This window comes from Streptomyces sp. NPDC003038, from assembly GCF_040611115.1.
In the GTDB taxonomy this organism is placed as follows: domain Bacteria; phylum Actinomycetota; class Actinomycetes; order Streptomycetales; family Streptomycetaceae; genus Streptomyces.
On the sequence record NZ_JBEXNN010000009.1, the window covers coordinates 1 to 13,460 of the forward strand.

A 13,460-nucleotide genomic window follows, 5' to 3' on the forward strand; every position below is an offset into this window, starting at 1 on the left:
GGGTCTCCGGGGGCCGGGGGGGGGACCCCCCGCGGGGGGGCCGGGCGGGGCGCGGGGCGGGCGGGGCCCGGCCGTGGGTCACGGCCGGGCCCGGCCGTGACCGACGTCCGGGCCGGACCCGTCACCCCCTCCGCAGCAGGCGGGACGCACCCGCCGCCACCGTCGTGGCCAGGATCCAGCCGAGGACGACGAGGGCTGCGGCGCCCCACTGCCAGCCGCCCGCCACCTTCCAGTGGCCCTCCTGGCCGAGGTCGATCACCGGCAGCAGCAGGTCCAGGGCGTACAGGGCGGCATTCCACTGCGGGTGTTCGCCGGCCTTGATCGGGGGCGGATCGTGCTGGGAGAACAGCAGCGCGCCCGCCGCCCACAGGACCGCCATCCACAGCGCCGCCCGGCCGGGGCGGTACCCGTAGACCACCGTCCAGTCCTGGACGTGGCCCCAGGCCCTGGCCGCCGCGGGCAGGGTGGCCCTGCGCCGCCGCTGCTTCGCCAGCAGCACCTCGCGGGCGTCCGCGTCCTCACCGCTGGCCCGCAGGACCGTGGCCAGCCGCTCGTACGGCTCCGGCGAGTACTCGGGGGTGGCCGCCTCGACCCAGGCCAGCCGGCGCGACAGCGGGAAGTGGCCGCGGGGCGCGAGGTTCTCGTAGACGAAACCCTCGATCGACACCCCGCCCGGGCCGGGCCAGCTCGTGGCGGTGTCGACGAGCTTGACCACCTTGGCCCCGGACACCACCACGCGACCGTGCTCCGGCCGCTCGCCCACGAAGCGGAACTCGGGCGTCTGGATCCGGCGCAGGGATATCTCCTGCTCGGCGGTGAGCAGGAACCGCGAGCCGTAGAAGTCGACGGCGTCGCCGAAGCGCCCGTCGTCCAGCCGCAGCCCGCCCCGGCACTCGAAGCGCTGCGCCCGCTGTCCGCGCGTCGGCGTCTGGCCCAGCCCGTACGGGGGAGTGGAGGAGCCGGAGCCGCCGGGGACGTAGTCCAGGGCGATCGAGGTCAGGTACAAGGTCCGCTCGACGGTCAGCTGCGGGGCGTTCAGGGCGTACCGTCCGTACGCGTTGCGCAGGCGGGCCCCGCGCAGGTTCATCGACACGCCGACCTTCGCGCCCCGCAGGCTCACCTCGCCGTACGTCTCCAGCAGCTCGCCCTGGAAGTCCTGTGCGACCGACATCCCGTCGGCGGCGATCGCCCGGCCCTTGGTGTCGCGCTGCACCACGGCCTGGCTGATCAGCAGGTCGGTGCCGATCTGCGCGTCGGTCAGCCGGATGCCCCGGGCCACCCGGCAGCGCGGCAGGTGCAGATCCCCCTCGGTGTGCAGGCGGGCCGCGTCCAGCCGGGGAATCGCGCAGTTGACCAGGCGCAGCGTGCCGAAGCGGGCTTCGGACAGCTGTACCTCGCTGTCGAAGCGGCAGGACTGGAGCTCCACATACGGCGTCACCGTGCCGCCGGACAGGTCGAGCCGCCCGGTGATCCGTACGCCGCGCAGCTTGAGCGAGGCCACCCGGCCCGGGACGGGCGGCGGCCCGTGGAGCAGCAGCAGGGCCACGATCTGGGCGCGGACGCCGCGCTCGGGCCCCCACGCCCGGTCACTGTGCGGATCGTCACGGTCGGCGGCGCGGGCACTGAGGTCGCAGACGCTGCCCGTGCGGTAGGCGTTCCACATCCGGCGCTCGGGACCGGTGAGATCCGCCGGTTCCCCGTCCGCGCGTGCCTCGGTCATGGCGGCCCCCCTCCGCTGTGTGCTGCGTGTAAGGGAACGCTAACGGGCGGGTGTGACAGCCGGGGCTCGTATCAGCCAGTGATACAGGGGAACGGTGCCGCGAGCCGGTCTGAGAGAATTGTGGCGTGATCTCTCGTATCGACCTGCGCGGTGACGCCCTCCCCGAGGGCGGCGCCCTGCGCGATCTGCTGCCCCGTGCCGAGTTCGACGTAGAAGCTGCCCTGGAGAAGGTGCGGCCCATCTGCGAGGACGTCCATCATCGTGGCACGGCGGCGCTGATCGAATACGCGCAGAAGTTCGACGGTGTCGAGCTCTCGCAGGTACGGGTGCCCGTGGAGGCCATCGCGGCCGCCCTGGAGCAGCTGGACCCGGCCGTCCGCGCCGCCCTGGAGGAGTCGATCCGGCGCGCCCGGATCGTCCACCGCAACCAGCGCCGCACCGAGCACACCACCCAGGTGGTCCCGGGCGGCACGGTGACCGAGAAGTGGGTTCCGGTGGAGCGCGTGGGGCTGTACGCCCCGGGCGGCCGCTCGGTGTACCCGTCCTCCGTGGTGATGAACGTCGTACCGGCGCAGGAGGCCGGCGTCGAGTCGATCGCGCTCGCGTCCCCGCCGCAGGTCGAATTCGACGGCCTTCCGCACCCCACGATCCTCGCCGCCTGCGCCTTGCTGGGTGTCGACGAGGTGTACGCGGCCGGTGGCGCCCAGGCCGTCGCGATGTTCGCGTACGGGACCGAGGAGTGCCTGCCCGCGAACATGGTGACCGGCCCCGGCAACATCTGGGTCGCCGCCGCCAAGCGCTACTTCACCGGCAAGATCGGCATCGACACCGAGGCCGGCCCGACCGAGATCGCGGTCCTCGCGGACTCCACGGCCGACCCGGTGCACGTCGCCGCCGACCTGATCAGCCAGGCCGAGCACGACCCGCTGGCCGCGGCCGTCCTCGTCACGGACTCCGCCGAGCTCGCTGCCGCCGTCGAGAAGGAGCTGGAGCCGCAGGTCGCGGCCTCCAAGCACATCGAGGACCGGATCAAGCCGGCCCTCGCCGGCCGCCAGTCCGCGATCGTGCTGGTCGACAGCCTGGAGGACGGGCTCAAGGTCGTCGACGCCTACGGCGCCGAGCACCTGGAGATCCAGACCGCCGACGCCGCCGTCTGGGCCGCCCGGGTCCGCAACGCCGGAGCGATCTTCGTCGGCCCCTGGGCCCCCGTCTCGCTCGGCGACTACTGCGCCGGCTCGAACCACGTGCTGCCCACCGGCGGCTGCGCCTGCCACTCCTCCGGCCTGTCCGTGCAGTCGTTCCTGCGCGGCATCCACATCGTCGACTACACGCGCGACGCACTCGCCGAGGTCGCCCACCACGTGGTCACGCTGGCCGAGGCCGAGGACCTGCCGGCGCACGGCGCCGCAGTGAAGGCGCGTTTCGCCGGAGGCGAACAAGACGAGCACAGTGCCGGAGGCGAACAAGACGAGCACAGTGCCGGAGGCGACCAAGGTCAGCCCAGTGGGTGGAGGGTTCCACAGTCATGACCGGCACCATCGGCATTGACGATCTCCCCATCCGGGACGAACTGCGCGGCAAGACCCCGTACGGCGCCCCGCAGCTCGACGTGCCCGTCCAGCTGAACACCAACGAGAACCCGTACGAGCTGCCCGAGCCCCTCGTGCGGCGCATCGCCGAGCGCGTCGCCGACGCGGCCCGCACCCTCAACCGCTACCCCGACCGGGACGCGGTCGAGCTGCGGACCGAGCTCGCCGCCTACCTGACCCGTACGGGCAAGCACCCGGTCGCGCGGGAGAACGTATGGGCGGCCAACGGTTCCAACGAGGTCATCCAGCAGCTGCTGCAGACCTTCGGCGGGCCCGGCCGGACGGCGATCGGCTTCGAGCCCTCGTACTCGATGCACGGCCTGATCGCCCGCGGCACCGGCACCGGCTGGATCTCCGGCCCGCGCCGACCCGACTTCACGATCGACGTCGAGGCGGCCGAGCGGGCTATCGCAGAGAACGCGCCGGACGTCGTCTTCATCACCTCCCCCAACAACCCCACGGGCACCGCGGTCGAGGCGGAGACCGTCCTCGCCCTCTACGAGGCGGCCCAGGCGGCCAAGCCGTCCCTCGTCGTCGTGGACGAGGCGTACGTCGAGTTCAGCCACCGGGACTCGCTGCTGCCCCTCATCGAGGGCCGGCCGAATCTGGTGATCTCCCGGACCATGTCCAAGGCCTTCGGCGCCGCCGGCCTGCGCCTCGGCTACCTGGCCGCCCACCCCGCCGTGGTCGACGCCGTCCAGCTGGTGCGCCTGCCGTACCACCTGTCGGCCGTCACCCAGGCGACCGCACTGGCCGCCCTGGAGCACACCGACACCCTGCTCGGCTACGTCGAGCAGCTCAAGGCCGAGCGGGACCGCCTCGTCACCGAGCTGCGGGCCATCGGCTGCGAGGTCACCGACTCCGACGCGAACTTCGTCCAGTTCGGGAAGTTCGCGGACTCCCACACCGCCTGGCAGAAGCTCCTCGACCAGGGTGTCCTGGTCCGGGACAACGGCGTACCGGGCTGGCTGCGGGTCACCGCGGGCACCCCGGCCGAGAACGACGCGTTCCTGGAAGCGGTTCGCGCACTGAAGAAGGAGCAGCACGCATGAGCCGCATCGGACGGGTCGAACGGACCACGAAGGAGACCTCGGTCGTCGTCGAGATAAACCTCGACGGCAGGGGCGACGTCGCAGTGTCCACGGGTGTGGGCTTCTTCGACCACATGCTCGACCAGCTCGGCCGCCACGGCCTCTTCGACCTCACGGTCAAGACCGACGGCGACCTGCACATCGACACCCACCACACCATCGAGGACACCGCCCTCGCGCTCGGCGCCGCCTTCAAGCAGGCGCTCGGCGACAAGGTGGGCATCTACCGCTTCGGCAACTGCACCGTGCCCCTCGACGAGTCCCTCGCCCAGGTGACCGTCGACCTGTCCGGCCGCCCCTACCTCGTGCACACCGAGCCCGAGAACATGGCGCCGATGATCGGCTCGTACGACACGACGATGACGCGGCACATCTTCGAGTCCTTCGTCGCGCAGGCCCAGATCGCGCTGCACATCCACGTCCCGTACGGCCGCAACGCCCACCACATCGTGGAGTGCCAGTTCAAGGCCCTCGCCCGCGCCCTGCGCTATGCCGCGGAGCTCGACCCGCGCGCGGCCGGCATCCTGCCCTCCACGAAGGGCGCCCTCTAGCCGTGACCGGCCTGAACACCATCCTCATCGTCCTCGGCCTCTTCCTGGCCGGCGGCGTCTACTCCTTCCAGAAGCAGCAGATGCCCAAGTCGGTCGTCGTGCTGCTCGCCATCGGCTCCGCGATGTGTCTGCTCGCCGGAGTCCTGCGGATTCGAGGGATCTGGGAATGAGCGCAAACAAGACCGTCGTGGTCTTCGACTACGGCTTCGGCAACGTCCGCTCCGCCGAGCGCGCCCTCGCACGCGTCGGCGCGGACGTCGAGATCACCCGTGACTACGACAAGGCCATGGACGCCGACGGACTCCTCGTCCCCGGCGTCGGCGCCTTCTCCGCCTGCATGCAGGGGCTCAAGGACGTCCGCGGCGACTGGATCATCGGCCGCCGGCTCTCCGGCGGCCGCCCGGTCATGGGCATCTGCGTCGGCATGCAGATCCTCTTCGAACGCGGCATCGAGCACGGCGTGGAGACTTCAGGTCTCGACGAGTGGCCCGGCACGGTCGGCCCGCTCAAGGCCCCGATCGTCCCCCACATGGGCTGGAACACGGTCCAGGCCCCGTCCGACAGCCAGGCCTTCGCCGGCCTGGACGACGACGCCCGGTTCTACTTCGTGCACTCCTACGCGGCGCGCGAGTGGACCCTGGAGGTCACCAACCCGCTGATCCGTCCTCCCAAGGTCACCTGGGCCACTCACGGCCAGCGCTTCGTCGCGGCGGTGGAGAACGGTGCCCTGTGGGCCACCCAGTTCCACCCCGAGAAGTCCGGCGACGCCGGCGCCCAGCTCCTCACCAACTGGATCGAGACCCTGTGATGACCGCACGCACACTTGAGCTCCTGCCCGCGGTCGACGTCCGCGACGGACAGGCCGTCCGCCTCGTGCACGGGGTGTCCGGCAGCGAGACCTCCTACGGCTCCCCGCTGGAGGCGGCCCTCGCCTGGCAGCGCTCCGGTGCCGAGTGGCTGCACCTGGTCGATCTGGACGCCGCCTTCGGTACCGGCGACAACCGCGCCGTGATCGCCGAGATCACCCGCGCCATGGACATCAAGGTCGAACTGTCCGGCGGCATCCGCGACGACGCCTCGCTCGCCGCGGCCCTCGCCACCGGCTGCACCCGCGTCAACCTGGGCACGGCGGCCCTGGAGACCCCCGAGTGGGCGGCCAAGGCCATCGCCGAGCACGGCGACCGGATCGCGGTCGGCCTCGACGTGCGGGGCACCACCCTCAAGGGCCGGGGCTGGACGAGCGAGGGCGGCGACCTGTACGAAACCCTCGCGCGCCTGGACTCCGAGGGCTGCGCCCGGTACGTCGTCACCGACATCGGCAAGGACGGCACGCTGACCGGCCCCAACCTGGAACTGCTGCGGAACGTCTGCGCCGCCACCGACCGGCCCGTCGTGGCCTCCGGCGGCATCTCCTCGCTGGACGACCTGCGAGCACTGTCCGAGCTGGTGCCGCTGGGCGTCGAGGGCGCGATCGTCGGCAAGGCCCTGTACGCCAAGGCCTTCACCCTGGAAGAGGCGCTGGAGGCGGTCTCCGCATGAGCTCGTCCGACGCGGTACGCCGCATCTCCTCCGGCGGCCCCTACGAGGACGTCATCGGCTACTCCCGTGCCGTCCAGCTCCCGAACGGACTCGTCCTCGTCTCCGGCTGCACCGCGGCCGAGGGCGGCGGCCCGTACGAGCAGGCGATCACGGCCTTCGGCGTCGCCTTCAAGGCGCTGGAACAGGCCGGGCTCGGCCCGGAGCACGTGGTCCGTACCCGGATGTACCTCACGCACGCCCGGGACGTGGACGACGTGGGCCGCGCCCACAAGGAGCTGTTCGACGCGGTCCGCCCCGCCGCATCCATGATCATCGTCTCAGGCTTCGTCGGCCCCGGCATGGTCGTCGAGGTCGAGGTCGAAGCCTTCCGCGCCGAACCGGGAGAATCAGCATGACCCTGGCCGTAAGGGTGATCCCCTGCCTGGACGTGGACAACGGCCGCGTCGTCAAGGGCGTCAACTTCCAGAACCTGCGCGACGCCGGCGACCCGGTGGAGATGGCGAAGCTGTACGACGCCGAGGGCGCCGACGAGCTGACCTTCCTCGACATCACGGCGTCCTCGGGCAACCGCGAGACCACCTACGACGTGGTGCGCAGGACCGCCGAGCAGGTCTTCATCCCGCTGACCGTGGGCGGCGGCGTCCGCACCGCGGACGACGTGGACAAGCTGCTGCGCGCGGGCGCGGACAAGGTGGGCGTGAACACCGCCGCCATCGCGCGCCCCGAGCTCATCCAGGAGATCGCGGAACGCTTCGGCCGCCAGGTCCTCGTCCTGTCCGTCGACGCGCGCCGCACGGCCACGGGCTCCTTCGAGGTCACCACGCACGGCGGCCGTGTCGGCACCGGCATCGACGCCGTCGAGTGGGCGCACCGGGCGGCCGAACTGGGCGCCGGGGAAATCCTGTTGAACTCGATGGACGCGGACGGCACGAAGGACGGCTACGACACCGAGATGATCGCGGCCGTGCGCAAGCACGTCACGGTCCCGGTGATCGCCTCGGGCGGTGCGGGCGAGCTCGCGCACTTCCCGCCGGCGATCGCGGCGGGCGCCGACGCGGTGCTCGCGGCGTCGGTGTTCCACTTCGGCGACCTGCGGATCTCCGAGGTCAAGGCCGCCCTGCGCGAGGCGGGCCACCCCGTCCGCTGACCGCCCCCGGCCCTCAGCCCCGTCGGCGGGCCCTCGGCCTCGCCGGCGTTTGAGGCGCGGGGTCTGGGGCGGAGCCCCAGGGATCCCGGCTCCGCCGGGCACCGGGCGCCGCCCGGACTCGCGCCTCGAACGCCGGCGAGGCTGAGGTGCGGGGATCCGTCAGATGCCCAGTTTCGCCGTGGCCAGGCGGGCCACCGCGTCCTTGTCCCCGTCCAGCGTCACAGCGACAGCGTCCTGGCGGCCGAAGCAGAACAGCATCAGCTCACCCGGCTCCCCGGTCACCGTCACCACCGGCGTCCCCTTGTGCGCCACCGCCGTCTGGCCGTCCGGCCGGCGCAGCACCAGGCCCACCGGTGAGCGTCGGCCCGTCAGGCGGGCCAGTTTCTCCAGCCGGGACCACAGCGCGTCCGAGAAGACCGGGTCCAGCTCCCGCGGCGACCAGTCCGGCTGGGCCCGCCGCACGTCCTCGGAGTGGACGTAGAACTCCACCGCGTTCGCCGCCTCGTCGATCTGCTTCAGCGCGTACACGGACATCTTCGGCGGGCCGGTCCGGATCAGCCGGATCAGTTCCTCGTACGGCTTGGCGGTGTACTCCTCCATCACCTTGTCCAGCCGGGCCTTCAGCACGTTGAGCAGCAGACCGCCCGCCGCGTCCGGCCGGCTCTCGCGGACGACCACGTGGGCCGCCAGCTCCCGCGTCGTCCAGTTGTCGCACAGCGTCGGCGCCTCCGGTCCGGCCGCCTCCAACAGGTCCGCCAGCAGCAGGCGTTCACGCTTCGCATGGGTAGACATACGGGCCAGCCTACGGCCGGAAGACGCCGTCCGCCTGCTCATCAGGCGGACAGGGGCCCGTGGTCACCGCTCCCGCCCGGCACAATGGCCGCATGAGTACGTCCCCCCGCTCCGGCAACCTCGACCCCGCCATCGCCGCGCGCCTCAAGCGCTCCGCCGACGGCCTGGTACCGGCCATCGCCCAGCAGTACGACACCGGTGAGGTGCTCATGCTGGGCTGGATGGATGACGAGGCCCTGCACCGCACCCTGACCACCGGCCGCTGCACCTACTGGTCCCGCAGCCGCCAGGAGTACTGGGTCAAGGGGGACACTTCCGGTCACTTCCAGCACGTGAAGTCCGTCGCCCTCGACTGCGACGCCGACACCGTGCTCGTCAAGGTCAACCAGGTCGGGGCCGCCTGCCACACCGGCGCCCGGACCTGCTTCGACGCCGACGTCCTGCCCCTCGCCGCCGCGCCCGGCCAGTCCGCCGAATAGGTAGGGTCCCACGCCATGGATCTTGAGACGTTCCGCAAGCTCGCGGCCGACCGCCGCGTCATCCCCGTGAGCCGCAAGCTGCTGGCCGACGGGGACACCCCCGTCGGGCTCTACCGCAAGCTGGCCGCCGAACGCCCCGGCACCTTCCTGCTGGAATCCGCCGAGAACGGCCGCTCATGGTCCCGCTACTCCTTCGTCGGCGTACGCAGCGACTCGACCCTGACGGTCCGGGAGGGCCAGGCGCACTGGATCGGCACCCCGCCCGTCGGCGTGCCCACCGACGGCGACCCGCTCGAAGCCCTGCGCGCGACCGTCGAGGCCCTGCACACCCCCCGCGACCTGGCCGACCTTCTGGGCGGGGCCCTGCCGCCCTTCACCGGCGGCATGGTCGGCTACCTCGGCTACGACATCGTGCGCCGCCTGGAGCGCATCGGCGAGCACGGCACCGACGACCTCCAGCTGCCCGAGCTGACCATGCTGCTCGCCTCCGACCTGGCGGTCCTGGACCACTGGGACGGCACCGTCCAGCTGATCGCCAACGCGATCAACCACAACGACCTGGACTCCGGGGTCGACGAGGCGTACGCGGACGCCGTCCGGCGGCTCGACGCCATGGAGGCCGACCTCGCGCGGCCGGCCCCCTACCAGCCCGCCCCGCTGCCGGCCTCCGAGCCGCCGGGCTTCGCCGACGGCACGGTCTCCGCGCTGTGGGGCGGCGAGAAGTACCAGGCCGCCGTCGAGGACATCAAGGAGCGGATCCGGGCCGGCGAGGCCTTCCAGGTGGTGCCCTCACAGCGGTTCGAGACCCCCTGCCACGCCTCCGCGCTGGACGTCTACCGGGTGCTGCGGGCCACCAACCCGTCCCCGTACATGTACCTCTTCCGCTTCGAGAACGGCTTCGACGTGGTCGGGTCGAGCCCCGAGGCCCTGGTCAAGGTCGAGGACGGGCGGGCCATGGTCCACCCCATCGCCGGCACCCGGCACCGCGGCGCCACCCCGCAGGAGGACCACGACCTCGCCGAGGAACTGCTCGCCGACCCCAAGGAGCGCGCCGAGCACCTGATGCTCGTCGACCTGGGCCGCAACGACCTCGGGCGGGTCTGCGAGCCCGGCTCCGTCGAGGTCGTCGACTTCATGAGCATCGAGCGGTACTCGCACGTCATGCACATCGTCTCCACGGTCACCGGGAAGGTCGCCGAAGGGAAGACCGCCTTCGACGTGCTCACCGCCTGCTTCCCGGCCGGCACCCTTTCCGGCGCGCCCAAGCCCCGCGCCATGCAGATCATCGAGGAGCTGGAGCCCTCCCGGCGCGGCCTGTACGGCGGCTGCGTGGGCTATCTCGACTTCGCCGGGGACTCCGACACGGCCATCGCCATCCGCACCGCGCTGCTGCGCGACGGTACGGCGTACGTGCAGGCCGGCGCGGGGGTCGTCGCCGACTCCGTGCCGCAGCTGGAGGACGACGAGTGCCGCAACAAGGCGGCCGCGGTGCTGCGCGCCGTGGCAGCGGCGAACCGCCTCCACGGCTCTTGAGGGCGTAGGGGATAGTGGGGTGCGTGAGTGCCGCACCCCCGCCCCGTCCCGATGCCGCGTCCGAGAGCCACGAGAGCCCGGAGAGCCGCGGCGGCCGCCGCAGTGTGGCCGTCGCCCTCCTGCTCGGCGCGCTCGGAGCCACCGTCGTCCTGCTCGCCTCCGGCCGGACCTGGGCCCGGGGCACCGCCGCCGTCGGAGGCGGTGCGCTGCCCCTGACCGCGGACGGGCGGGCCGTCACCGGGCTCCCCGCCGCGCTGGCCATCGTGGGGCTCGCCGCGCTGGTCGCCGTCTTCGCCGTCCGCGGCAGGGGCCGGCTGCTGGTGTCCGGGCTGCTCGCGCTGAGCGGCCTGGGTGCGGCGCTGGCCGCTCTCTTCGCCGCCGACGACCGCCGTGCGCTGGACGCGGAGGCCGCCCGTACGACGGCGGACACCGCGGCGCGGGTGGCGGGACTGAGCCATACGGCGTGGCCGTACGTCACGGCCGCCGGCGGCATCCTGATCCTGGCCGCCGGACTGCTGGCCCTGTGGTTCGGCCGCGGCTGGCCCGCGATGGGCGGCCGGTACGAGCGTGACGGCAGCCCCCGGAGGCGTACGGTCGCGGCGGTGGATCCGGACCGGCCGGAAGATCTGTGGAAGGCTCTGGACCGCGGCGAGGATCCGACCCGCTGACCCGGTCCCCGACCCGGCCGCAGAGCCGACCCCCCTGGACGGCGACCCTGCCCGGTGCGGGACAATGGCCACCGAGCATTCGACACAGCACGTGCGACAGAGCAACGAGGAGCAACTCATGGCGGGCACAGACCACGGACACACCAAGGCCGCCTGGACCGGTGTCTTCATCGCCTTCATCGGTTTCTGCATCTCCGGCGCCTTCATGGTGCTGGCGAACCCGCTCGGTTTCTGGGCCGGTCTCGTCGTCGTCGCCCTGGGCGGTGTCGTCGGCATGGCGATGAAGGCCGCGGGCATGGGCGCGCCGAAGCCCGCCCACAAGGACCTGGCCGAGGTCATCGCCGCCCGCAAGACCCCCGCCAAGGTCTGAGTGCGGTCGGCGCGGTCGGCGCGGTCGCATCAGCGCAGCCGAAAGGCGCGGCCCGGTCGGGCTGCGCCTTTTGTCATGACCGGAGAGAATCAGCGGGTGGACGCTTCCCGCACCCCCGATGTCGTGCCGCCGACGGCGCGAGAACAGCCCGAAGGGCGCGACCGGCCCGAACGGTCCGAAGGGCCCGACCGGCCCCCGTGGCCGCAGCAGGCCGGACCGGCGCGAGCGCCGGCGTCCGCGGTACGGCGCTCCCGGGCCCGGCGGCTCGCCGCGCCGGCGCTCACCCTCGCCGCGGCCGCCTCGGCCTTCGCGTACGTGGGCACCGTGGACCCCAACGAACCCGGCCACTACCCCGTCTGCCCGCTGCTGAGCCTGACCAGGATCCTGTGCCCCGGCTGCGGCGGCCTGCGCAGCGCACACGCGTTCGCCCACGGCGATCTCGCTACAGCTTTCGGGGCAAATGCCCTCGCGGTCGCCGGCTATTTCGTCTTCGCCGTCTTCATGGTCCTGTGGCTGGTGCGGGCCTTCCGTGGCGGGCCGCCCCCGCGGCTCGCCCTGAAGCCGCTGTACTGGTGGGGAATCGGCGCCGTCGCGCTGGTTTTCGTGGTGATCCGGAATCTGCCATTCGGCTCCGCGCTGGCGCCCTGAGGGCCCCGGTGAAGCCCGCATGAAGCCCATATTCCGAATGTCCAGTTACTGGGACGGCGTCAACCGCGTGCGGAGGGCAACGCCTCCTGCGGATACCATTTGATTGCTGACCTTGCAGTTGTACGTGTCTGCAAGGCGGCCGACCGTCATCGACCCGGAAGGGGGCCGCTCGCGTGAGTGTGCTCGACGAGATCATCGAAGGGGTCCGCGAAGACCTTGCCGAACGGCAGGCCCGCGTGAGCCTCGACGAGCTCAAGGAGCGTGCCGCCAAGGCGCCCCAGGCCAAAGACGGCGTCGCCGCCCTACGCGGCGACAGCGTCAAGGTGATCTGCGAGGTCAAGCGTTCCAGCCCGTCCAAGGGCGCGCTGGCCGCGATCGCCGATCCGGCCGGGCTCGCCGCCGACTACGAGGCGGGCGGTGCGGCGGTCATCTCCGTCCTCACCGAGCAGCGCCGATTCGGCGGCTCGCTGGCCGACCTGGAGGCCGTCCGCGCCCGCGTGGACATCCCGATCCTGCGCAAGGACTTCATCGTCACGGCGTACCAGCTGTGGGAGGCCCGCGCCTACGGCGCCGACCTCGTGCTGCTGATCGTCGCGGCCCTGGAACAAGAGGCCCTCGTCTCCCTCATCGAGCGGGCCGAGTCCATCGGCCTCACCCCGCTCGTCGAGGTCCACGACGAGGAGGAGGTCGAGCGCGCGGTCGCCGCCGGTGCCAAGATCATCGGCGTCAACGCCCGCAACCTCAAGGACCTCAAGGTCGACCGCTCCACCTTCGAGCGCGTCGTCCCCGAGATCCCGGCCCACATCGTCAAGGTCGCCGAATCCGGCATCCGAGGGCCGCACGACCTCATCGCCTACGCGAACGAGGGCGCCGACGCCGTCCTCGTCGGGGAGTCCCTGGTCACCGGACGCGACCCGAAGTCGGCCGTGGCCGACCTCGTCGCCGCCGGCGCCCACCCCGCCCTGCGCCACGGACGGAGCTGACCCGTCCCATGGCCCCTAGGGAGTGTCGTCAAAGTCCCGTCTGGCTGGTGGGGCCCGCCCTTCGGGCGGCCGACGCTACTTTGACGACACTCCCTGGCCGCCCCTCCGTCCGCACCCGACCCGGCCGACGCGGCCCGGTCGGCGTGCCGACGGCGCACGCGCCGCTGGCGCGCGGCTGCCGCCCCCGCGGCTGCCGCGCCCCGGCCCGGCGTGTGCACGGGCGGCGGGTCCGGTACGTGATCGGCTCCGAGCCCGGTCAGGTCAACGGCATGCGATGGCGTCGCGGAGGCGCGCTGTAACGAGGAATGCCACGCGGTGGATGCCGCGCGGCGCTCCCGTACGGCCTGCCG

At 72.3% G+C, this 13,460-nt stretch carries 16 protein-coding genes; 14 read left to right on the plus strand and 2 right to left on the minus strand.

The annotated features are described in order from the left end of the window. Positions 1-121 precede the first annotated feature (121 nt). Positions 122-1,720, minus strand: coding sequence for an oxidoreductase (locus ABZX75_RS13905; protein ID WP_355410382.1), 1,599 nt, complete (start codon positions 1,718-1,720; stop codon positions 122-124). A 125-nt stretch (positions 1,721-1,845) separates the two neighbouring features. Here ABZX75_RS13905 and hisD point away from each other — a divergent pair, with 125 nt between their 5' ends. The 8 genes from hisD to hisF are packed head-to-tail and all read left to right on the plus strand — an operon-like array spanning position 1,846 to position 7,637. Next, positions 1,846-3,249 (plus strand): histidinol dehydrogenase, encoded by a 1,404-nt coding sequence (gene hisD / locus ABZX75_RS13910; RefSeq protein WP_355410383.1) that lies wholly within the window; start codon positions 1,846-1,848, stop codon positions 3,247-3,249. Then, the gene (locus tag ABZX75_RS13915; protein ID WP_355410384.1) at positions 3,246-4,361 is read left to right on the plus strand and encodes a histidinol-phosphate transaminase; all 1,116 of its coding nucleotides are present in this window, start codon (positions 3,246-3,248) and stop codon (positions 4,359-4,361) included. The genes hisD and ABZX75_RS13915 overlap by 4 nt, the downstream gene beginning before the upstream one ends. After that, positions 4,358-4,951 (plus strand): imidazoleglycerol-phosphate dehydratase HisB, encoded by a 594-nt coding sequence (gene hisB / locus ABZX75_RS13920; RefSeq protein WP_355410385.1) that lies wholly within the window; start codon positions 4,358-4,360, stop codon positions 4,949-4,951. The genes ABZX75_RS13915 and hisB overlap by 4 nt, the downstream gene beginning before the upstream one ends. A 2-nt stretch (positions 4,952-4,953) precedes the next feature. After that, the gene (locus ABZX75_RS13925) at positions 4,954-5,121 is read left to right on the plus strand and encodes a hypothetical protein (protein WP_355410386.1); all 168 of its coding nucleotides are present in this window, start codon (positions 4,954-4,956) and stop codon (positions 5,119-5,121) included. Beyond that, positions 5,118-5,759: an imidazole glycerol phosphate synthase subunit HisH gene (hisH, locus tag ABZX75_RS13930; RefSeq protein ID WP_355410387.1), complete on the plus strand. Its 642-nt coding sequence runs from the start codon at positions 5,118-5,120 to the stop codon at positions 5,757-5,759. The genes ABZX75_RS13925 and hisH overlap by 4 nt, the downstream gene beginning before the upstream one ends. Beyond that, complete coding sequence (priA, locus tag ABZX75_RS13935; RefSeq protein ID WP_355410388.1) at positions 5,759-6,490, plus strand: bifunctional 1-(5-phosphoribosyl)-5-((5-phosphoribosylamino)methylideneamino)imidazole-4-carboxamide isomerase/phosphoribosylanthranilate isomerase PriA; 732 nt, start codon at positions 5,759-5,761, stop codon at positions 6,488-6,490. The genes hisH and priA overlap by 1 nt, the downstream gene beginning before the upstream one ends. Next, complete coding sequence (locus ABZX75_RS13940) at positions 6,487-6,885, plus strand: RidA family protein (protein ID WP_355410389.1); 399 nt, start codon at positions 6,487-6,489, stop codon at positions 6,883-6,885. Before priA ends, ABZX75_RS13940 begins: the two co-directional genes overlap by 4 nt. Next, positions 6,882-7,637, plus strand: coding sequence for an imidazole glycerol phosphate synthase subunit HisF (gene hisF, locus ABZX75_RS13945; protein WP_355410390.1), 756 nt, complete (start codon positions 6,882-6,884; stop codon positions 7,635-7,637). Before ABZX75_RS13940 ends, hisF begins: the two co-directional genes overlap by 4 nt. Before the next feature lie 159 nt (positions 7,638-7,796). Here the strand turns inward: hisF and ABZX75_RS13950 are convergent, their stop codons facing one another. After that, entirely contained in the window at positions 7,797-8,429 is a 633-nt protein-coding gene (locus ABZX75_RS13950; protein ID WP_355410391.1) for a TIGR03085 family metal-binding protein, read from the minus strand. Positions 8,430-8,521: 92 nt separating this feature from the next. Between ABZX75_RS13950 and hisI the strand changes: the two genes are divergently transcribed. The 6 genes from hisI to trpC all read left to right on the plus strand — a co-directional run bounded on the left by hisI (position 8,522) and on the right by trpC (position 13,110). Continuing rightward, positions 8,522-8,908, plus strand: coding sequence for a phosphoribosyl-AMP cyclohydrolase (gene hisI, locus ABZX75_RS13955; protein WP_355410392.1), 387 nt, complete (start codon positions 8,522-8,524; stop codon positions 8,906-8,908). Positions 8,909-8,923: 15 nt separating this feature from the next. Then, entirely contained in the window at positions 8,924-10,441 is a 1,518-nt protein-coding gene (locus ABZX75_RS13960; protein ID WP_355410393.1) for an anthranilate synthase component I, read from the plus strand. 14 nt (positions 10,442-10,455) lie between these two features. After that, positions 10,456-11,109 (plus strand): TIGR02234 family membrane protein, encoded by a 654-nt coding sequence (locus ABZX75_RS13965; RefSeq protein WP_355410394.1) that lies wholly within the window; start codon positions 10,456-10,458, stop codon positions 11,107-11,109. Between the two features lie 118 nt (positions 11,110-11,227). Further along, entirely contained in the window at positions 11,228-11,479 is a 252-nt protein-coding gene (locus ABZX75_RS13970; RefSeq protein WP_355410395.1) for an HGxxPAAW family protein, read from the plus strand. Between the two features lie 75 nt (positions 11,480-11,554). Continuing rightward, positions 11,555-12,127 carry a DUF2752 domain-containing protein gene (locus ABZX75_RS13975; protein WP_355410396.1) on the plus strand — a complete coding sequence of 191 codons (573 nt, stop codon included), beginning with the start codon at positions 11,555-11,557 and terminating at the stop codon, positions 12,125-12,127. 173 nt (positions 12,128-12,300) lie between these two features. After that, on the plus strand, positions 12,301-13,110 hold the full coding sequence (gene trpC, locus ABZX75_RS13980) for an indole-3-glycerol phosphate synthase TrpC (protein ID WP_355410397.1): 810 nt from the start codon (positions 12,301-12,303) through the stop codon (positions 13,108-13,110). Positions 13,111-13,460: the final 350 nt, after the last annotated feature.